Origin of the sequence: Sinomonas sp. ASV486 (assembly GCF_030908215.1) — a bacterium.
Classification (GTDB): domain Bacteria; phylum Actinomycetota; class Actinomycetes; order Actinomycetales; family Micrococcaceae; genus Sinomonas; species Sinomonas puerhi.
In genome coordinates this window covers 21030-38767 of the sequence record NZ_JAVFJK010000019.1, presented here as the reverse complement: position 1 = coordinate 38767, position 17738 = coordinate 21030, and the positions used below count along the sequence as shown (strand labels likewise).

Below are 17738 nucleotides of genomic sequence, written 5' to 3'. Positions count from 1 at the left end.
TCGGCGAGGATCTCGCCGGTGCCGTGCTCGATGGCGGTGGCCTCGGCGTCGTGGACGAGCAGGATGATGCGTTTGTGCCTGTGGGCGCGGCCGATGCCGAGGTGACGGAGGCGTCCCGCGTGGCGGAGGGTGACCTTGCCGTCGGCGTCGACGCGGTCGGTCCGGACGCGGAAGTGTGCCCCCTGGGCGGCGGCCGCGGGGCCGGCCTTGGGGGTCTGGGCGTAGGCCTCGGCGGGTGTGTGCCTGCCGAGCGCGCGGTGGGGGCGTTCGTGGTTGTAGACGTGGCGGAATCTGGTGAGCTGGTCGTTCAGGTCCTCGATGGTCTGGGCCGGAGGCTGGCTGTGGAGCCATTTCTTCAGGGTCTGGTGGAAGCGCTCGATCTTGCCCTGGGTCTGGGGGTGGCCGGGGGATCCGTTCTTCTGGACGATCCCGAGCCCTGCGATGAGGCTCTCGAAGGCGTTGCGGCCTCCTTTCCCGCCGGCCAGGCGGGTGGTGTAGACCATGCCGTTGTCGGTCAGGGTGCTGGCGGGCAGGCCGTGTTCCTGTGCGGTGTCCAGGAAGGCGTCCACGACGATGGCGCCGGTCGTCCTGGGGTGGGCGGTGAGGTGGAGCAGGCAGCGGGAGTGGTCGTCGAGGAAGTCGATGATCTCGGTGTCGGTGCCGTCGGCCAGGTGCCAGTGGGTGAAGTCGGACTGCCAGGTCTCGTTGGGCTGGGCCGCGGCGAAGCGTCGCAGGGAGGACTTGGGACGCTTGTGGGGTTCGGGGGCGACCGCGCCGGCGGCCCGGAGGATGCGGTGGATGGTGGTGCTCGCGGGCACCGGGAGGCCCTCGCGTCCGAGATGGGCAGCGATGGTCTCGGCCCCGGAGTCCAGGCCCTTGGCCTGCAGGTCGGCGCGTAGGACCAGGATCCTCTCCTGAACGTTGGCCGGCGTCTGCTGCGGGCTGGTGCGGGGCCGCCGGGAGCGGGCCTCGAGGCCGGCCTCTCCTTCGGCTGCGTGGCGGGCGATGAGTTGGTGGACCCATTGGCGGCTGATGCCGTACCGGCGGGCTGCTTCGGCCTTGGACATCCCACCCTCAAGGACTGCGACGACGATGACCTTGTTCTTCGACATGGCAGAAGCCCAATGGGCGAGGTGTCAACGATGTCCCGCGACATGCCGGAAGGCGTCAACGATGTCCCGCCACAGCAGTCAACTGTCACCTGTCAACGATGTCCCGCCACATGCGTCAACGATGTCCTGACATCACACACCTAGGTTGCGGGGTCATATCTCACGGAAGCGGGGTCACGTCTCGACGTCGGGCGGCGGCGCCGCGGATTGCCGCTGAGCGCAGGACCCCTGAAGGCAACGAGCCAGTCGCCGGTGCCCCGGCAAACCGCTGCGGACTCGCGGCGGTATCCGATTCGGTGGTCCCAGAGACCTTGCGTCCGGGGACCGAAGGCCCGACGGCGGGTGACGATGCGACGAAAGGTGAGCGGTCGGCGTCGTGTGCGGCAGATGACCGGTCGGCGCTCGGCGCAGGGGCAAGGACCGGGAGCGTGCCCGTGGCGGCCTGCTCAGCACGACGAGCCGCCCACGCGGCGCGCAGCTGGTCGCGGAAGGTCCCTTCACCCCAGCGCATGAGGGCCCAGATGCCGATCGCGCCAGCCACGAGCGCCGCGACCCCGCCCGCGAGGACGGACCAGCGGGTCCCGGCGACGTTCGCAAGCCACCCCACGAGGGGCGAGCCGATCGGCGTCCCGCCCTGGATCACGGCCATGTACAGCGCAAGCACGCGCCCGCGGTATTGCGGCTCGGTGGTGAGCTGGACGATCGTGTTGGCACTGTTGAGGAACGTGAGCGCAGAGACGCCCACGAACACGAGCACCACCGCGTAGGCGACGTACGTCGGCATCGCCGCCGCGACCATCGAGGCCACGCCGAGGCCCACGGCGGATGCCACGAGCAGGCTGAGCCGGGGCTGCCTGCGCCGCGCCGCGAGGAGCGCGCCCGCAAGCGTGCCGATCGCCTGGATCGAGCCGAGCAGGCCGTACGCGTCGGCGCCGGTGTGGAAGACGTCGGCGGCCATGAGCGCGTTGGTGATCTGGAAGTTGAGCGTGAATGTCCCGACCAGGGCTGCCATGATCATGATCAGCATGATCCGGGGCTGCGTGCGGACGTACTTGATGCCCGCGACGATCTGGCCCTTGCCCCGCGGCAGGGGCGGCGTGCGGTGCAGTGCGCCGACGTCGAGGCGCGTGAGCGAGATGAGGACTCCGAGGAATGTCGCGGCGTTGAGCATGAACACCCAGCCCGTGCCGATGAGGCCGATGAGCAGCCCGGCGACGCCCGGCCCGGCGAGGCGGGCGAGGTTGAACGAGGCGGAGTTCAGGGCGACGGCGTTGGGTACGTCCGTCCGGCCCACGAGCTCCGAGACGAAAGCCTGCCGTGGAGGCGCGTCGAAGGCGCTCGCAACGCCGAGGGCGAGGGCGATCGCGTAGACGTGCCACAGCTGGACCGTTCCCGTGAGCACGAGGACGCCCTGCAGGAGTGCGAGCAGGCCCATCGCGCTCTGGGTGCCCAGGAGCAGCTTGCGCTTGTCGAGCCGGTCGCCGAGCACGCCGGCGTACGGCCCGAGGATGAGGATCGGCAGGAACTGGAGGCCGGTCGTGATGCCGACCGCCGCGCCGTCGTGCGCGGTGAGCTGGGTCAGGACGAGCCAGTCCTGCGCGACGCGCTGCATCCAGGTGCCCACGTTGGAGACGAGGGCACCGGCGGCCCAGAGTCGGTAGTTGGGGTGCTGGAGGGCGCGGAACATGCGGCTGCTCATCGGGCGCTCATCTCCATGAGCAGCTCGGCGGCACGGCGGATCGCGGCTCGGTCGGCGGGCGAGAGCGCGTCGAGGTGACTCGCGAGCCACGCCGACCGCAGCGTGCGCGATTCCTCGAGGACGGCTCTCCCCGCGTCCGTGAGGTCGACGACGACGAGCCGCCCGTCGGTCGGGTGCTCGGTCCGTGCGACGAGCCCGCTCTCGCACAAGTGGTTCACGGTGCGGGTCATGCTCGGCGCCTGGACGTGCTCGATGTCCGCGAGCTGGCGCATCGTCAGGGCCCCTCGCTTGTTCAGGACCGAGAGCACTGAGTTCTGTCCGGGGCTCACGACGTCGCTCGTGGCCTGCGTGCGCAGGACTCGGGAGGTGCGCATGACGGCGACGCGCAGTTCCGCGGCGAGCTCGAGGGTTTCGGGGGTGCTGGTGGCGTTCGCGGGGGGAATCATCGATACTTAGCATAGCTCATTACCTTCGCTAAGAATATGATCGCGGTCACCCGCCCAAACACATCTGGAGGTCACCTTCGGGAGGTCACGTCGCGTGACTCCCAGAACGTGACCTCCAGAAGGTGTTTCAGATGGCTAGGCGATGACCGAGTCGACGAGCGCCTTCGCCTCGGCCTGGACCTGCTTGAGGTGGTCCGCGCCCTTGAAGGACTCGGCGTAGATCTTGTACACGTCCTCGGTGCCGGACGGGCGCGCTGCGAACCAGGCGTGCTCGGTCGTGACCTTGAGCCCGCCGATCTTCGCGCCGTTGCCGGGCGCCTCGGTCAGCTTGGCCGTGATGGGCTCGCCCGCGAGCTCGGTGGCCGTGACGTCGCTCGCGGCGAGCTTGCCGAGCTTCGCCTTCTGCTCGCGGGTCGCCGCGGCGTCAATGCGGGCGTACGACGGCGCGCCGTACTTCGCGGTCAGCTCGCCGTAGAGCTCGCTGGGCGACTTGCCCGTGACGGCCTTGATCTCCGAGGCGAGGAGGTTCAGGAGGATGCCGTCCTTGTCGGTGGTCCACACCCCGCCGTCGCGCTTGACGAAGCTCGCGCCCGCGGACTCTTCGCCGCCGAACGCGCCCTGGCCGGAGAGGAGGCCCGGGACGAACCACTTGAACCCGACCGGCACCTCGATGAGCGGCTTGCCCAGACCCTCGGCGACCCGGTCGATCATTGACGAGCTCACGAGCGTCTTGCCGACCACCGTGTCCGGACGCCAGCCCGTGCGGTGGCGGTAGAGGTAGTCGATCGCCACAGACAGGTAGTGGTTCGGGTTCATGAGGCCGCCGTCGGGCGTCACGATGCCGTGGCGGTCGGCGTCGGCGTCGTTGCCCGTCGCGATGTCGTAGTTCGCGCCCTGCGAGACCTTCTGGATGAGGGAGGCCATCGCGAAGGGGGAGGAGCAGTCCATGCGGATCTTCTCGTCCCAGTCAAGGGTCATGAACGCCCACTGCGGGTCCACCGTCGGGTTGACCACGGTGAGGTCAAGGTGGTGGCGCTCGCCGATCTCGCCCCAGTAGTCCACAGACGCCCCGCCCATGGGGTCCGCGCCGATGCGCACGCGGGCGTTGCGGATGGCGTCGATGTCGATGGCCTGCGCGAGGTCGTCCACGTAGGAGGACAAGAAGTCGAACTGACCCGTCGAGTCGGCTGCGAGGGCATCGGCGAGCGGCACCCGTCTGACACCCGAGAGTCCCGCCTCGAGCAGTTCGTTGGCGCGATTCGCGATCCAGCCGGTCGCGTCGGTATCAGCGGGTCCGCCGTGCGGCGGGTTGTACTTGAAGCCACCGTCCTGCGGCGGGTTGTGGCTCGGGGTCACGACGATCCCGTCCGCGCGCCCCGGATCGTTCTCGCCCCGGCCGTGGTTGTACTTGAGGATGGCATGGCTCGCCGAGGGGGTCGGCGTGTAGCCGTGCCGCGCGTCGATGAGGACCTGCACGCCGTTCGCGGCGAGGACCTCGAGCGCCGTGTTCGTTGCGGGCTCGGAAAGCGCGTGCGTGTCCTTGGCGAGGAATAGTGGGCCTGCGATGCCCTGGCCAGCGCGGTACTCGACGATCGCCTGCGTGATCGCGGCGATGTGCTTCTCGTTGAACGAGGCCTTGAGGCTTGAGCCCCGATGCCCTGACGTGCCGAACGCGACGCGCTGGCCCGGGTCGCTCAGATCGGGGGAGACGTCGTAGTACGCGTCCAGGAGCGCGGTGATGTCCGTGAGATCGCTGGGAAGGGCAACGGTGCCTGCTCGGTTCGACATGTGCCTAGCTTTGCAGAGAAGCCCAACACGAGGTGACTGTTCGGTAAAGATTTCTCCTGCCGGTCACGTGCCCTCGGCCAGGACCTTCTCGGCGAGCTCGCGCAGCGCACCCTGGAGCGTTCCGTCCGGGACGTCGAACCGCTCGCGCCCGAACCTCAGAGTCCAGTGGAATGCATCTCTGACGTGCGACGGCGCGCCGGCGGCTTCGTGGCGCTGCTCGCCTGCCGTGCTCGCGGCGCTCCCAGCCGGCGCGAACAGCTGGGCCCGCTCCTGCCGCGCCGCACGGTACAGCGAGGCCCACTCGGGGTCGTAGGCGTCACCGCGCAAGCCGAACTCGACGGCGGCGCTCCGGGGGATCCCCGCTACCCCGCCCGACCGGATGACCTCGATCTTCATCGCACCGCGTCTCCTAGCGCTTTGTCTGTGGCCCCTTCCGGCCGGACCCATTCGCCGGCGTGCCCTTGCCCGCGTCCGTGAGCCGGACCGTGATCCCGACGCCGCGCCAGCCCGCGCGCACAGCTTTCTCTTCGGCGGACTCGCGGCCGTACAGGGAACGGGCCGCACGCACAGTCTCCCGCGCGAAGCCGCGGAAGTCGACGTCGAGGGCGAGCTTCTGCAGGGCGACGGTCTCAAACCAGACGCGTCCGGCCCGCTCCCACGCATGGCCGCCGAGGGACTCGGCCGCGAGGAAGAAGGCACGGTTGGGGATGCCGGAGTTGAGGTGCACGCCGCCGTTGTCCTCCCGCGTGCGCACGTAGCCGTCCATGTGGTCGGGCTGGGGATCCTTGCCGAGCACAGGGTCGTCGTATGCAGTGCCCGGCGCCTTCATCGAACGCACTCCCACGCCCCGGATCCCCGGCAGGAAGATCCCCTCCCCCACGATCCAGCTCGCCGACTCGACCGTGTCCCCGCGCGAGAACTGCTCGACGAGCACCCCGAACACATCCGCGAACGATTCATTCAGGGCGCCCGTCTGGCCCTCGTACGCCAGATCGGTGGTGTGCTGCAGAAGCCCGTGTCCGAGCTCGTGGGCGATGATGCTCAGTGAGCTGGTGAACGAGGCGAACACCTTCCCGTCTCCATCGCCGAACACCATCCGGAAGCCATCCCAGAACGCGTTGTCGTACGCGACGCCGAAGTGGACCGTCCCCTCGAGCGCAAGTCCCGCACCGTCGATGCTCGATTGGGCGAAGACTTCCTTCAGGAAGCGGTACGTCTCGCCGAGTCCGTCATAGGCCCGGTTGGCGTCCGCATCTGCGACGGGATCCTGGCCCTCCTTGCGCAGGGGCTTCCCGGGAAGTCTCTCCGTCCCCTCGGCGTCGCTGATCTCCCGGTAGAGCGCGCCCGGATCCCTGAGGATGCTGTGTTCCGGCTCGGCCGTGTGCGCTTCGCGCCGGGAACGGAGCCGTTGGTCCGTCAGGAGGGTGCGACGGGCGACCTCAGCGACGGCTTCAAGGCCCCGAGTGTCCTCTGCCCAGCCGTTGGGGGGACCTTCGCCGCGCAGGGCTCGGGCCCGGCGTTCATCGTAGGTTGCGATGCGCTCGAGGAGATACGGCGGGATTGCCCCCCGGTGCCGCTGCACGGAGACGTGCTCAGAGTTGGACATCGTTGAACCCTTCGATCTCGCGCCAGCGTTCCATTGCGCCGAGTGTGGTGCGCGCGCCGCGGGGCACCGAGTAGCGGTCCGCCGCAGTCAGGGGGCCGAGATCAAGCCCGGTGAGGTGGGCGATGTCCGCGACCGGCACCTGGAACGTCTTGAAGGGGCCCAGCGGCGCGGCCCCGCGCGCGCCAGGGCGCAGTACGCTATCCAGCCCGTCGCTCTGATCGAGGACGTAGCCTGTGCACGCGAGGGCCCCACCGTTTTTGGGGCCCGCGTTCCAGGCGCCGATCTTGAAGAATCGGCGGGGGATCTGCGCGCCGCGGTACGCGGGATCCTCGGCGTCGAAGACCGCGCCCGAGAAGACCGAGAGCCGCTGCAGGTGCGCTCCAGCATGCCCGAGGATGTAGTCCTCCAGGCCGAGCCACAGCTCGCGGCCCTGGTTGAAGTAGTCCGCCTGGGGCGCGCACACGGTGTAGTGGAACGTGTCGAGGTTCGCCCGCTCCGCGGTGGCCTGGTCTCCCCAGAGCGGATCCTGGCGGCGCACGAGGTGGCCGCGGTCCAGCCGGTTGCTTGAGTAGAGTTCAGCACCCCACTGCTGGTCCTTCGCGAGGCGCGGATCTAGCGCCCAGGACTCGCCGCCGCGAGCGATGTCCACGAGTGTCGGTCCGTCGATGTTGACGGCGGTGGCGGCAGGCATGCGCCGCGCGGGGTCCTGGCGGACCGTGAAATGCGTGTACGTGAGCGGGATCAGCCCCGGCTTCGTAGGCATGGGGACGGGCGCCGACGTGCCGAGGAATGCGGCGTCATAGCCCGCGCTGCCCGGGGTTGGCCGAGGGTGTGGCTTCCGTTGTGGCTGCTCGCCGTGGGTGATGGTCATGGTCCTGCCCCCTTCGCCGTGGATGCGCTGTGTCCTCAGATTCGCATCGTCCACCGACATTTCTCGGGCTCCCGTCGCGGGAGGCGTCGAGATCGGCGGCGTGCCGGTGCCTCCGAGTAGGCTGGACGCGGGACCAGATCAGCGGCGGACCATCAGGGGAGGGCACGCGATGTCGCAGGAGCCAGAAGAGCGCGAGCACAGACCGGACGGCAGCACGCAAGACACGGTGCCGATTCCGAGCAACCCGACCCAGCCCCTGCCGCCGGGGGATCATGCAATCCCGGGGGCCGCACCGCTTCCTGGGACGGCGCAACAGCCGCAGGCCCCATCCGAGCCGTTCGGCCAGAGGCCCCCTCAGCAGCCTCCCGTGCAGCAGCCGGGCCAGCAGGGCATCGGCCCCGCGACCACTGGCGTCGAGACTGCTCGCCCCGAAACCCCCGGTCACGAAACCCCCGGCCACGAGACCCCCGGCCACGAGACCCCCGGTCACGAGACGCCCGGTCACGAGGCGCCCCAGGACGGCTCGCCGGACCATGAAACGAAGTACCCCAACGCCCAGTATCCGACCCCCCAGTACCCGAACACGGCGTACCAGAACCCGCAGTACCAGGCCCCCGGCTATCAGGGCTACGGCACCCCCCAGCAGGGCTACGCGGGCGCAGCCCAAGGCTACCCCGGTGGCCCAGGCTTCTACGGCGCGCCGGCCCCGCGGAGCTTCAGCATCGCATCGATGGTCTGCGGGATCTCCGTGTACCTCGGCTTCGGGGTCTTCATCCTGCCGCAGATCGCTGCGGTGATCCTCGGCCACATGGGCCTCGCCCGCGAGCCCGCGGGCCGCGGTATGGCCCTCGCCGGACTCATCATGGGCTACGTGGGGATCGTGCTCACGGTCCTCGTGCTGGCCCTGCTCGCGGTCGCCTTCGCCTCGCTCTCGACCCACACGGGGTACACGCGCTCGGTCTAGGCCCGGTGGAGGAGCCGGGCCACCTGCAGCAGCATGGCCTCGGACCCGGCGTGGCCCACGGCCTGTACGCCCATCGGCAGCCCAGCCGCGGTCCAGTGCGTCGTTGCCACGACGGCGGGCAGCCCGCACACGTTCACCCACGATGACCACGGGGCGAACTCGCACTGGCGGCGGTAGTCGTCGTCCGCCGTCGCACGCCATTCGGCCCCGCCGGAGAACCAGCCGACCGGCCGCGGTGTCTGGGCTAGCGCGGGGGAGAGCAGCAGGTCCCAGTCCGAGAGCTGGGCGACCGTCTCCCGCTCGAAGTGCCGCAGGAACGCGTGCGCCTCGTCGAGCTTCGCGTGGGAACGCTGCTGCGCCCGCCGACGGAACGAACGCGTGAGCGGCGTCAGCAGCGGCTCCCTTTCGGCCCGGATCCGCGCGGTCCCGACCCCCGCGGTCCACGCGGCGGTGAACGCGTCCGGGTAGCGGTTGTCGAACCGCACGTCCTGCTCGACGACGAGGTGCCCCGCCGCCGCGAGGGACTCTGCCCCGCGGCGCAGCGCTTCGAGCGCGTCCGGCTCGGGCCGCACCTCGTACCTCGCGTCCCACGGGCTCGCGAGGCTCACGGCCACCCGGAGGCGGTGTGGTTCGCGCACGACGGCGTCCGTGTAGGTTCCGGCGTGCCGCCCCGCGTGCGGGTGGTCGCCTCGTGCTGGCCCGGAGACGAGCGCGTCCAGAAGCAGCGCCGCATCCTCGGCGCTCCGGGCGAGCGGCCCGGCGACGACGAGCCGCGCAGCGTCCCCAGCGCTCTGCCCCTCGGGGATGAGTCCGCGGCCAGGCTTGAGTCCCACGATCCCGCACGCCGCTGCCGGGATGCGAACCGACCCTCCGCCATCAGATCCGGGGGCGAAGGGCACGAGCCCCGCCGCAACCGCGGCAGCCGAGCCGCCCGAGGAACCGCCGGAGCTCAGCGCTGGCCCGTGCGGGTTGCGGGACGGGGGCGCGATGCGATTCTCCGAGTACGCGGTGAGGCCGAATTCGGGCACCTGCGTCTTGCCGAGTGATACGACCCCGGCCGATCGGAGCAGGGCCACGATCGGAGCGTCGGCCGGGGCTGGCCGGGCTTCGAGAGCGGCGGACCCGTGGGTCGTCGGTACGCCCGCGACGTCAGTGAGGTCCTTGAACGCGGTCGGCATCCCGTGCAGGGCCGGGAGGGCAGGAAGTGGACCGCTGGCGTCCGAGAGCTGGCCCGAGCGCGAGAGGCGCGCATACAGTGAGTCCGCGGCAGCAGCGGCGTCGTGCGCGCGCTCGGCGGTGACGGTCAGGAACGCCCCGAGCAGCCCATTGCGGGCCTCGATCCGTCCCAGATAGTGGGCCACGGCCTCCCGCGAGGACACGGTGCCTGAGCGGAGTGCGTTGCGCAGGGCCACGGCCGAGTCCCACGGGTCCCCCGCAGACTCCGCGGGCCCCCCGGCGATGTCAGCCATCGCGGTCGCGCCGGGCGAAGACCAGCGCGACCGATCGCAGCGAGAGGATGCCGATCCCGATGTTCGCGAGCACGTCCCCCGCCATGGCCCTCCGTCGGTGTTGCCTGGTCTCGTTTGGTCCCGTCGCTCGTTCCGGCAGGGCGCTGCCCCGCCGTGGGAACCACTATAGGCTGGAATGAGATCCACTTTCGGAGGCGAAGAATGGCTGAGTTCGAGACGGTCCGCGTCGATTCCCTGCCCGATGGCGGCAGGCTCCTCGACGTGCGCGAGGACTACGAGTGGGACGCCGGCCATGCCGAGGGCGCCCTGCACATTCCGCTCGGCGAGCTGCCCGACCGCCTCGAGGAGCTCGACCCGGACGAGGACCTCCTCGTGATCTGCCGGACGGGCGGGCGCTCGGCCCGTGCCGCCCAGTGGCTCGTCGCGCACGGGTACTCGGCGTTCAACGTGGCCGGCGGCATGGACGCGTGGCTCACGGCCGGCAGGCCCCTCGTCGCCGAGGGCGGCCAGACGCCGACGGTGCTCTGAATCCTGTGATCTACACGTTCCTCGGCCCGGAGGGCACCTTCACGGAGGCCGCCCTGCTGAAGGTCCCCGGCGCGCGCAGCGCCCAGCGGATCCCCGCCTCCAACGTCAACGCCGCGCTCGACGCCGTCCGCGACGGTACCGCTGATTCCGCGATGGTGCCCATTGAGAACTCCGTCGAGGGCGGGGTCACCGCGACCCTCGACGCGATCGCCACGGGCCCTGACCTGCGGATCGTCGGCGAGGAAGTTGTGCCGATCACGTTCCTGCTCGTCGCCCGGCCCGGTACGCGCATCGAGGACATCCGGCGCATTGCGACCCACGGCCATGCCTGGGCTCAGTGCCGCGGCTGGGCGGCGGAGAACGCGCCCGACGCCGTCCACCTCGCCGCGAGCTCGACCGCTGCGGGGGCGCTCGCCCTCCTCGAACCCGGCTCGCAGCCCGGCGACGCCGCGATCTGCGCGCCTATCGTGGCCGCGGAGCACCCCGAGCTCGAGGTCCTCGCGACGGACATCGGCGACAACCCCGGCGCCGTCACGCGTTTCATTCTCGTGGCCCGGCCCGGCGCGCTGCCGCCGCGGACGGGGTCCGACAAGACGTCAGTGGCCGTTCCCCTGCCCGAGGACCGTGCGGGTGCCCTCATGGAGATCCTCGAGCAGTTCGCCGCGCGCGGCGTCAACCTCTCCCGCATCGAGTCGCGTCCCACTGGCCGATACCTCGGGCACTACTTCTTCTCGATCGACGTGGACGGGCACATCCAGGACGCGCGCATCGCGAGCGCCCTCCGCGGACTCCACCGCATCAGCCCCGAGACGCGCTTCCTGGGCTCGTACCCGCGCGCCGACGGCGCCCGCCCTCTGGTGAAGGACCACGTGACTGACGCGGCCTTCGACTCCGCCCGCACCTGGGTCGACGGGATCCTCGGCCACTGACCCTCGCGCTTGTCCGGAGAGCGCCGCTGCGGCTTCCTGCGGCCGCCGGGGTCAGCTGACCCGCACGAGCAGGCTCGCCGGGCGCACTTCGACGTCCACCTGGGTCGCGGGGCCCACGACGTCGCCGTCGGCCTGCGCCTGGATCGGTTCGGGGACGCGGATGGAGACCTTGCGGGCCTTGTAGAACTGCATGACCGGCAGCTGGCGCTTGTGCTGGACCATGATCTTCACGTACATCGCGATCCAGCCGATGAGGCTGCGGGGGCTCATGATCGCGATGTCGAGGGCGCCGTCGTCAAGGTACGAGCCGGGGATGAAGTCCACGCCGCCCGGGAGCTTGGAGCAGTTCGCAAACAGGACGCTGCGGACCCGGCGGGACTGGAAGTCGCCGTCGTCCAGCGAGATCTCCACGCGGCGGCGCCGCTGGCCCGGCATGTGCCGGATCCCCGCCTCCGTGTACGCCATCCAGCCGACCACGCGCTTGAGGTCCTCGCTCGTGTCGTTGAGGATCTCGGCGTCCATCCCCACGCCGGCGATCACGAGGAACGTGTGCTCGGAGGTCTCGCCGTCCGGGGCACTGAGCCTCATGGTGCCCGTGTCGATGCGCCGTTGGCGGCCGAAGATCGCCGTGTAGACGCACTGCGAGAGGCGCGTGACGTCGAGGTCGAGGTTGCGGGCCAGGAGGTTGCCCGTGCCGAGCGGTACGAGCCCGATCGCCGTGTCCGTCCCGGCCAGGACCTCCGCGACCACGCGGACGGTGCCGTCGCCGCCGCAGGGGATGACGACGTCGGCGCCCGCGTCGACGGCCTGTCGTGCCGCGGTGTGGCCGGGATCTGCCTTCGTGGTGGTGAAGACGAGCGGCTGGGGCCAGCCTGCGCCGCGGCAGGCCGCCTCGATGAGCATCCGCGCCTCGTGAGCACGCTCTTTGACCGGATTGAGCACAACGGCTACCTGCTGGGGCCCGGGTGGGGGAGCGATGGCGGGCTCCGCCACCGCCGAGCGGGCGTGCTGCTCTTGGAGCCGGCGCACGCCCCACCAGCTGGCGACGGCAACGCCCCCAGCTGCGGCAACGGTACCCGCAACGATCCAACCGCGCATGATGGGATTACTCTAGCCCGACGCGAAGCGGCTCCCGTTCGGGGCCGCGCGTGCTGGCCGCGTGTCCCGTTAGGCTTGGACTCGTGATCGACGTCAAGGACCTTACTGAGAACCCCGAGAAGTACCGTGCCAGCCAGCGTGCCCGTGGGGCGGACGAGGGGCTCGTCGATTCGATCATCTCGGCCGATGTGCGGCGTCGCGCGTCCTTGACCGAGTACGAGACGCTCCGCGCCGGGCAGAACGCCTTCGGCAAGAAGGTCGCCGCCGCGAAGGGCGAGGAGAAGCAGGCCCTTCTGGCCGAGGTCAAGGACCTCGCCCAGAAGGTCAAGGCATCCCAGGCATCCGCCGACGAGGCGCAGGCCGAGATGGACGAGCTCATGCGCATCGTGCCGAATCTCGTCATCGATGGCATTCCGGCAGGTGGCGAGGACGACTACGCCGTGGTCAAGACCGTCGGCACCCCGCGCGATTTCGCCGCCGAGGGCTTCGAGCCCCGCGACCATCTCGAGATCGGCGAGCTGCTCGGCGCGATCGACATGGAGCGCGGCGCCAAGGTCTCCGGTTCCCGGTTCTACTTCCTGCGCGGCGTCGGAGCGCGACTCGAGCTCGCGCTGCTGCAGATGGCCATGGACCAGGCCATCCAGAACGGCTTCGTCCCCATGATCACCCCGACCCTCGTGCGCCCGGAGACGATGCAGGGCACGGGCTTCGACGTCAAGCACGACGCCGAGATCTACCGCCTCGCCGAGGACGACCTCTACCTCACGGGCACCTCCGAGGTGGCCCTCGCGGGGTACCACTCGGACGAGATCCTCGACCTTGCGGGCGGTCCCGTGCGGTATGCCGGCTGGTCCTCGTGCTACCGCCGCGAGGCCGGGTCGCATGGCAAGGACACCCGCGGGATCATCCGCGTGCATCAGTTCAACAAGGTTGAGATGTTCGTCTACTGCTCCCCGGAGAACGCCGAGGCGGAGCACGCCCGGCTGCTCGCGTGGGAAGAGGAGATGCTCGCCAAGGTCGAGCTGCCCTACCGCGTCATCGACACCGCCGCCGGCGACCTCGGCATGAGCGCCGCCCGCAAGTTCGACTGCGAGGCCTGGGTCCCGACCCAGGGCCGCTACCGAGAGCTCACCTCGACCTCGAACTGCACGGGCTTCCAGGCGCGCCGGCTCAACATCCGCGAGCGGGTGCTCGACGGCGATGGGTCGCCCCGTGGGACCCGTGCCGTCGCGACACTCAACGGCACGCTTGCTACGACCCGCTGGATCGTGGCCATCCTCGAGCACCATCAGAATGCCGACGGCTCCGTCACTGTCCCGGCCGCCCTGCGCCCGTACCTCGGCGGCCTCGAGGTCTTTCCGGTCCTGTAGCAGCTCACAGTAGCCCGGCGGGCGCCGCACGCATGACGGCGGGTGCCCACCCGCCGTCGCGTCTAATAGTGCCCTGTGTTTCGGTCATTACCCCGGTCTCTTTCCGGGGGTGATGACCGAAACACAGGGTTCTTCGTCGCCAGGCGCAGCGCGAGCTTCACTGAAGTTATCCACAGCGACGCCCGAGCGCGCGCCGCGCTCGGCTAGAGGCGCTTGGCTGGGATCATGAGATTTCCCCACGCGACATTCACCAGCTCGTTCGCGGCCTTGACCGGCCGCACCCCTCGGCAACTCGCCCGCGCCTACGCGGCGGGCCGGCTCGTGCGCCTGCGCCGAGGCGTGTACATGGACATCGATGAGTGGTTCAGCGGCACGGCGGCCGACCGCTACGCGATGACGACGGCGTCGCTCGCCGTGGGCGGGAACGCGCCGATTCTGTGCCGCGAGACGGCGCTGATGGCCTGGGGTCTCGAGCTTCCGACCGTACCCGACAGCGTCCGCTATCGAACCGACCGGCCGTCCGCGGTGGGGGCAGTTCCCGCGCGCAGACTCTATGGAGATCCGGACGACGCGCGGCGCCGGTGGGGGGAACGCCCGGGTGGGCGGCCAGGCCAGATCCCCCAGGGCTTCCCGGACGTCAAGCACCTCGGGATCACTTCGGGTGTGGAACCGCTGTTCCTTCCCCACCTGAATCTGACACTGCCGCTTGAGCCCTTCGACCCTGCCTTCGTCGACACGGTGCCTCGACTGAGCTTCGCCGAGGGGGTGGTCCTCGCGGATTCCGTGCTCGCCCGGCGCCCCGATCTGAAGGTCAGCAGGACGCTCGATGACCTCCGGAGGCTGTGCACGGGAATGCTTAACCGCAGCGCACAGACGCGCATGACGCACGTTCTGGATTGTGCCTCAGGGGCCTCCGAATCTGTGGGGGAATCGCTGGGTCGCGCGCTCATGTGGGAGCTCGGCTTCGAGATTCCGCAGCTGCAGTACTGGGTGACGCGTGACGGGCGACGCATCGCGAGAGTCGACTACTTCTGGCCCGGGATCAGGCTGGCCGGCGAGTTCGATGGGCTCCAGAAGTACTTGCGGTCGCAGGAGCTCAGTGGGAAGACTGCGGCGCAGGTTGTGGTCGACGAGAAGCGTCGCGAGGACGAGATCCGCGCGACTGGGGTGCGGATGGTCCGGTGGGTGTGGGCGGACATCCTCGAGCCAGCACGGTTGGCAACGATCCTTCACCGGGCCGGGGTTCCTCGCCGTTCGGCCGGTCGGGCCCCGGTGGCGTGACGGAATGGGCGCCAGATTGTGCCCTGCGTTTCGGTCATTACCCGGTCTCTTTCCGGGGGCATCGACCAAAACGGAGGGTAGTTTGCCGCCGACCGCGGGAGTCCGGCAAAGACGCCGCGCCGCACCCAAAGGTGAACATTCACACTGTGGGGAAGGCTGTGAGTATTTACCTGGGCCTGTGAGTATTCACTGCGTGTTCACCCGCTGTGTTGCGGCGGCCCTTCGGCGCACCCGGTCGGGGATGCTTCACTAGTAGACATGACTACTACGCTCAACGCTGGCATCGATGACCAGCTCAAGACCCTGAACCGCAAGCTCGTCTGCCTCGATGTGGACGGCACTCTCGTGGATCACTACGGCCACATGTCCCCCGTCATTCGGGAGGCCGCCGCGGCGGCAGTGCAGGCCGGACACGAGCTGGTCGTGGCCACCGGCCGCTCCCTCGGCGCAACGCTTCCGATCGTGGAGCTCCTCGGCATCGACCGCGGGTATGCCGTGTGCAGCAACGGCGGCGTGACCGTCCAGATCCACGCCGGCTCGAACGGCGGCTACACGGTGATCGACCGCCGTTCCTTCGATCCCGCCCCCGCGCTCAGGGCGCTGCGCGAGCGCCTCCCGAACGCGAAGTACGCCCTCGAGGACATCGAAGGGAACTTCCTCTCCACCGAGCGCTTCCAGGACGCGAGCTTCGGCGTCGAGGCCGTGGGTGTCTCCTTCGGCGAGCTCCTCGAGGCTGAGGCCGTCCGCCTGGTCGTCTTCTCGACCGACGCGACTGCCGAGGAGTTCGGCGAGGCCGTCGAGTCGATCGGCCTGCACGGCGTGACCTACTCGGTCGGCTGGACCGCGTGGCTCGACATCGCCGCCCATGGCGTGACCAAGGCCAGCGGCCTCGAGAACATCCGCGAGATCGTGGGCATCAGCCAGCGGGACGCGGTGGCGATCGGCGATGGCCGCAACGACATCGAGATGCTCCAATGGGCCGGCCGCGGCGTCGCGATGGGCCAGGCGCCCGACGAGGTCAAGGCCGCGGCCGATGAGGTCACCGCGACCGTCGAGGAGGACGGCGCCGCCGCGGTCCTCCGCTCGCTGGTCTAGGAACCGGGGCTCGGTCTGGCCCTGTTGCCGGCCGTGCCGCGCACGACGGCGCCGCGCACGACGGCGCCGCGCACGACGGCGCCGCGCACGACGGCGCCGCGCACGACGGCGCGTGGTCGCCGGAGCGGTCCACCTAGCCTGTCGCGTCGAGCAGCCCGAGGAGCCGGACGGCCGCGGGGCGTGCCGCCCATTCCTCGGTCCAGTGCGCTCTGGCAATCGCCTTGGAGACGGCCTGGGTCGTGATGCCGAGCGCGTCCGCCACGGCCTTCTGCTGCCCGCGGACGCCCGGGGTCAGGAGATCCAGAACCCGCCATTCCGCGGCGGTGCGCTTCACGACCGCGAGGCCGAGCAGGCGAAGCACGCCCTCGGCGTCGTGCGCGAGCGACGCGTCAGGACCGTCGACGGCGATCGCTGGCCCCTCGCCCGTGGCCTGCGCGCGTTCGACGGCGCGCCGCGAGCGTGCGAGGGCTGGCCCGCGGGCTTCGGCGACCCCGAGCGGCAGCGGCTTATCGACCCGGCCGACGCCGATTCCCACGTTCCAGCGGACCCCGCCGCACGCGTCGGGACGCAGGGCGGTGAGGGCGGCGTCGAGCGCGGCGGCGGGGTCGGTGAACACGGCCTGGGCCTCGTCGCCGACCGTCCGATCAAAGGGCACGTCTGGCCGCTGGCGTGCGAGCGCCCTCAGGAGCTCCGGCACGCGGTCCCCGGCGCCGCGGTCGCGCTGGTTGATCGTGACCGTGTACATGGCGGTCAGCCTAGCCGCGCACCTGTCCGAGGGCGCGGAGGCGCGGGAATGACCCCGCAACGCCCGGCGGCGGATGCGGGGTCATGTACCTGCTGGTGTGAGGTGCTACTCGCCCTCGGTGTAGCGCTTGATCGATGCCTCGAGCTCGGCCTCGGCGGCGGCGCGGTCGGCCCACCCGGCGGGCTTGACCCACTTGCCGGGCTCGAGGTCCTTGTAGGTCGTGAAGAAGTGCTCGATCTCCTTGATGAGCCACTCGTCGAGGTCCGAGGCCTCCTGGATGTGGTCGAAGCGCTTGTCCGCCGGCACGCACACGAGCTTGGCATCGCCGCCGGACTCGTCCTCCATGTTGAAGATCGCGATCGGGCGCGCCTCGAGCACGATCCCCGGGAACAGGTCGACATCGGGGTACCAGACGAGCGCGTCGAGCGGATCGCCGTCCTCGCCGAGGGTGTGGTCGAAGAACCCGTAGTGGGTCGGGTACTGCATCGAGGTGAACAGGACGCGGTCGAGGCGGACGCGGCCGGTCTCGTGGTCCACCTCGTACTTGACGCGCGAGCCGCGCGGGATCTCGATGGTCACATCGTGCTTCATGGGTGCTCCTTGCATGGCCGCTGGGGGCCGGATGGCATCGGTTCTGCGGCCGCCTCGACCCGGCGCGCCGGGGCGCGGCCGCGGTGGCGACTACCATGAGGATATCTGGCCGGGGGCCCGCGTTCCCCGTCGCGAGGCCACATCGC

17 protein-coding genes are annotated in these 17738 nt (G+C 70.2%); 6 read left to right on the top strand and 11 right to left on the bottom strand.

Annotated features, from left to right (window positions below):
- From RBS60_RS19600 to RBS60_RS19570, 7 genes are all read right to left on the bottom strand, one after another.
- Window positions 1-1112: IS481 family transposase (locus RBS60_RS19600; RefSeq protein ID WP_307956401.1), on the bottom strand; the 1112-nt coding region annotated here is incomplete at its 3' end.
- A 160-nt stretch (window positions 1113-1272) separates the two neighbouring features.
- Window positions 1273-2811, bottom strand: coding sequence for an MFS transporter (locus RBS60_RS19595; RefSeq protein ID WP_307959216.1), 1539 nt, complete (start codon window positions 2809-2811; stop codon window positions 1273-1275).
- Window positions 2808-3257, bottom strand: coding sequence for a MarR family transcriptional regulator (locus RBS60_RS19590; protein ID WP_307959215.1), 450 nt, complete (start codon window positions 3255-3257; stop codon window positions 2808-2810). Before RBS60_RS19590 ends, RBS60_RS19595 begins: the two co-directional genes overlap by 4 nt.
- Before the next feature lie 135 nt (window positions 3258-3392).
- Complete coding sequence (gene pgm, locus RBS60_RS19585; RefSeq protein ID WP_307959214.1) at window positions 3393-5045, bottom strand: phosphoglucomutase (alpha-D-glucose-1,6-bisphosphate-dependent); 1653 nt, start codon at window positions 5043-5045, stop codon at window positions 3393-3395.
- 63 nt (window positions 5046-5108) lie between these two features.
- Window positions 5109-5441 (bottom strand): protealysin inhibitor emfourin, encoded by a 333-nt coding sequence (locus tag RBS60_RS19580; protein WP_307959213.1) that lies wholly within the window; start codon window positions 5439-5441, stop codon window positions 5109-5111.
- A 13-nt stretch (window positions 5442-5454) separates the two neighbouring features.
- Window positions 5455-6651: a M4 family metallopeptidase gene (locus tag RBS60_RS19575; RefSeq protein ID WP_307959212.1), complete on the bottom strand. Its 1197-nt coding sequence runs from the start codon at window positions 6649-6651 to the stop codon at window positions 5455-5457.
- A complete protein-coding gene (locus tag RBS60_RS19570) occupies window positions 6638-7522 on the bottom strand; it encodes a DNA/RNA non-specific endonuclease (RefSeq protein WP_307959211.1) in 885 nt (294 codons plus the stop codon). Before RBS60_RS19570 ends, RBS60_RS19575 begins: the two co-directional genes overlap by 14 nt.
- Window positions 7523-7889: 367 nt before the next feature.
- On the opposite strand from RBS60_RS19570, the gene RBS60_RS19565 reads away from it, so the two are divergent.
- Window positions 7890-8486, top strand: coding sequence for a DUF4190 domain-containing protein (locus RBS60_RS19565; RefSeq protein ID WP_307959210.1), 597 nt, complete (start codon window positions 7890-7892; stop codon window positions 8484-8486).
- Here RBS60_RS19565 and RBS60_RS19560 read toward each other — a convergent pair.
- Window positions 8483-9955, bottom strand: a complete 1473-nt coding sequence (locus RBS60_RS19560; protein WP_307959209.1) for an amidase — start codon at window positions 9953-9955, stop codon at window positions 8483-8485. The two genes, RBS60_RS19565 and RBS60_RS19560, sit on opposite strands and share 4 nt — an antisense overlap.
- A 201-nt stretch (window positions 9956-10156) precedes the next feature.
- Here RBS60_RS19560 and RBS60_RS19555 point away from each other — a divergent pair, with 201 nt between their 5' ends.
- Together RBS60_RS19555 and pheA are read left to right on the top strand one after the other, a co-directional pair.
- Window positions 10157-10483 (top strand): rhodanese-like domain-containing protein, encoded by a 327-nt coding sequence (locus RBS60_RS19555; RefSeq protein WP_307959208.1) that lies wholly within the window; start codon window positions 10157-10159, stop codon window positions 10481-10483.
- Window positions 10480-11412: a prephenate dehydratase gene (gene pheA / locus RBS60_RS19550; protein WP_307959222.1), complete on the top strand. Its 933-nt coding sequence runs from the start codon at window positions 10480-10482 to the stop codon at window positions 11410-11412. Before RBS60_RS19555 ends, pheA begins: the two co-directional genes overlap by 4 nt.
- A gap of 51 nt (window positions 11413-11463) precedes the next feature.
- Here pheA and RBS60_RS19545 read toward each other — a convergent pair whose 3' ends face one another.
- Window positions 11464-12510 (bottom strand): diacylglycerol kinase family protein, encoded by a 1047-nt coding sequence (locus RBS60_RS19545; RefSeq protein WP_307959207.1) that lies wholly within the window; start codon window positions 12508-12510, stop codon window positions 11464-11466.
- A gap of 83 nt (window positions 12511-12593) precedes the next feature.
- Here RBS60_RS19545 and serS point away from each other — a divergent pair, with 83 nt between their 5' ends.
- The 3 genes from serS to RBS60_RS19530 all read left to right on the top strand — a co-directional run bounded on the left by serS (window position 12594) and on the right by RBS60_RS19530 (window position 16256).
- Window positions 12594-13880 carry a serine--tRNA ligase gene (gene serS, locus RBS60_RS19540; RefSeq protein WP_307959206.1) on the top strand — a complete coding sequence of 429 codons (1287 nt, stop codon included), beginning with the start codon at window positions 12594-12596 and terminating at the stop codon, window positions 13878-13880.
- 225 nt (window positions 13881-14105) lie between these two features.
- On the top strand, window positions 14106-15161 hold the full coding sequence (locus RBS60_RS19535; protein WP_307959205.1) for a type IV toxin-antitoxin system AbiEi family antitoxin domain-containing protein: 1056 nt from the start codon (window positions 14106-14108) through the stop codon (window positions 15159-15161).
- 258 nt (window positions 15162-15419) lie between these two features.
- A complete protein-coding gene (locus RBS60_RS19530) occupies window positions 15420-16256 on the top strand; it encodes an HAD family hydrolase (protein WP_307959204.1) in 837 nt (278 codons plus the stop codon).
- A 133-nt stretch (window positions 16257-16389) separates the two neighbouring features.
- On the opposite strand, the gene RBS60_RS19525 is transcribed toward RBS60_RS19530, so the two are convergent.
- A complete protein-coding gene (locus RBS60_RS19525; RefSeq protein WP_307959203.1) occupies window positions 16390-17001 on the bottom strand; it encodes a hypothetical protein in 612 nt (203 codons plus the stop codon).
- Between the two features lie 105 nt (window positions 17002-17106).
- Window positions 17107-17592: an inorganic diphosphatase gene (locus tag RBS60_RS19520; protein ID WP_307959202.1), complete on the bottom strand. Its 486-nt coding sequence runs from the start codon at window positions 17590-17592 to the stop codon at window positions 17107-17109.
- Between the last annotated feature and the right edge of the window lie 146 nt (window positions 17593-17738).

Excerpts from the sequence above, each read along its gene's own strand:
- RBS60_RS19570 (WP_307959211.1), bottom strand. The coding sequence starts at position 7,522 with ATGACCATCACCCACGGCGAGCAGCCACAACGGAAGCCACACCCTCGG.
- RBS60_RS19530 (WP_307959204.1), top strand. The coding sequence starts at position 15,420 with ATGACTACTACGCTCAACGCTGGCATCGATGACCAGCTCAAGACCCTG.
- RBS60_RS19555 (WP_307959208.1), top strand. The coding sequence starts at position 10,157 with ATGGCTGAGTTCGAGACGGTCCGCGTCGATTCCCTGCCCGATGGCGGC.
- RBS60_RS19590 (WP_307959215.1), bottom strand. The coding sequence starts at position 3,257 with ATGATTCCCCCCGCGAACGCCACCAGCACCCCCGAAACCCTCGAGCTC.
- RBS60_RS19520 (WP_307959202.1), bottom strand. The coding sequence starts at position 17,592 with ATGAAGCACGATGTGACCATCGAGATCCCGCGCGGCTCGCGCGTCAAG.
- RBS60_RS19535 (WP_307959205.1), top strand. The coding sequence starts at position 14,106 with ATGAGATTTCCCCACGCGACATTCACCAGCTCGTTCGCGGCCTTGACC.
- RBS60_RS19560 (WP_307959209.1), bottom strand. The coding sequence starts at position 9,955 with ATGGCTGACATCGCCGGGGGGCCCGCGGAGTCTGCGGGGGACCCGTGG.
- RBS60_RS19595 (WP_307959216.1), bottom strand. The coding sequence starts at position 2,811 with ATGAGCAGCCGCATGTTCCGCGCCCTCCAGCACCCCAACTACCGACTC.
- RBS60_RS19525 (WP_307959203.1), bottom strand. The coding sequence starts at position 17,001 with ATGTACACGGTCACGATCAACCAGCGCGACCGCGGCGCCGGGGACCGC.
- pgm (WP_307959214.1), bottom strand. The coding sequence starts at position 5,045 with ATGTCGAACCGAGCAGGCACCGTTGCCCTTCCCAGCGATCTCACGGAC.
- RBS60_RS19580 (WP_307959213.1), bottom strand. The coding sequence starts at position 5,441 with ATGAAGATCGAGGTCATCCGGTCGGGCGGGGTAGCGGGGATCCCCCGG.
- RBS60_RS19545 (WP_307959207.1), bottom strand. The coding sequence starts at position 12,510 with ATGCGCGGTTGGATCGTTGCGGGTACCGTTGCCGCAGCTGGGGGCGTT.
- RBS60_RS19575 (WP_307959212.1), bottom strand. The coding sequence starts at position 6,651 with ATGTCCAACTCTGAGCACGTCTCCGTGCAGCGGCACCGGGGGGCAATC.